Here is a 914-nt window from a genome sequence, read left to right on the forward strand (position 1 = left end):
CAGTTGTGTATAAGAGACAGCTCCACAGCACCGCCGCGCGCCGCGACTGCCCCCGCCCTCCCCGGTGCGCCAGCAGGTCCACCACCAGCAGCGCCAGGAGCAGCGCCCAGAAGACGACCCAGGCCCAGGAAGGGGTGCTTTGCATGACCCCACCAACCTAGGCATCCCCCCGGCTTCCGACCGAGAGAAGGGTTCGCGCGGAGTCAAATCCTACCCATATCCGTCGTCATGACCCCCCCTGTCAGGGGGACGTGATGGGCGAGGGCGAGCGTTGTCCTCTTCCCCACTCAGGATGTGATACTTCCCAGGAAGCCCAGGAACATCATGATTATCAACACTCCAAAGGCGGTGCGATGAACACGGTCATCTTCGCTTGTACGCACAACGCGGGTCGCTCGCAGATCGCGGCGGCCTTCTTCAACCTGCTGGCGGACCCGGCGAAGGCGCGCGCGATTTCCGCGGGAACGCAGCCGGCCGAGCGTCTGCATCCCGAGGTGCTCGCGACCATGAAAGAGATGGGCGTGGACCTGGGCGACGCGAAGCCGCAGCGCCTGACTCCGGAGCTGGCGAACAGCGCGCAGATCCTGGTGACGCTGGGCGGGCTGCCGGACGCGCCGTCGGTGACGGACCAGAAGCGCGAGGACTGGCCCATGGAGGACACGGTGGGCAAGTCCGCGGCGGACGTGGAGAAGATCCGCGACACGACGGCCGCCATGGTGTCGGACTTCGTGAACCGCCACGGATGGGAGCGCCCGGCGTAGTCGGGTGCGGCGCAGCAGGGCCCTTCTGACGCGTGACCGTGGGTGTCCGGGCTCGTAGGGCGGACGGACGGACTCGCGAGGAGGGGAGGAGAAGGCCGCGACGTCCAGCGTCGCGGCGGGGGGGCTTCCCGGGCCTTGGCGCCGGTGGGGGCC

At 68.4% G+C, this 914-nt stretch carries 1 protein-coding gene; it reads left to right on the forward strand.

Annotation, left to right across the window (positions count from 1 at the left end; all coding sequences use genetic code 11):
- The first annotated feature begins 353 nt into the window (after positions 1 to 353).
- The gene (locus tag D7Y15_RS43645) at positions 354 to 761 is read left to right on the forward strand and encodes a low molecular weight phosphatase family protein (protein ID WP_120580812.1); all 408 of its coding nucleotides are present in this window, start codon (positions 354 to 356) and stop codon (positions 759 to 761) included.
- The last annotated feature ends 153 nt before the right edge of the window (positions 762 to 914 follow it).

The sequence above is a fragment of the Corallococcus sp. AB030 genome (assembly GCF_003668965.1).
Lineage (GTDB): Bacteria > Myxococcota > Myxococcia > Myxococcales > Myxococcaceae > Corallococcus > Corallococcus exiguus.

Excerpts from the sequence above, each read along its gene's own strand:
- D7Y15_RS43645 (WP_120580812.1), top strand. The coding sequence starts at position 354 with ATGAACACGGTCATCTTCGCTTGTACGCACAACGCGGGTCGCTCGCAG.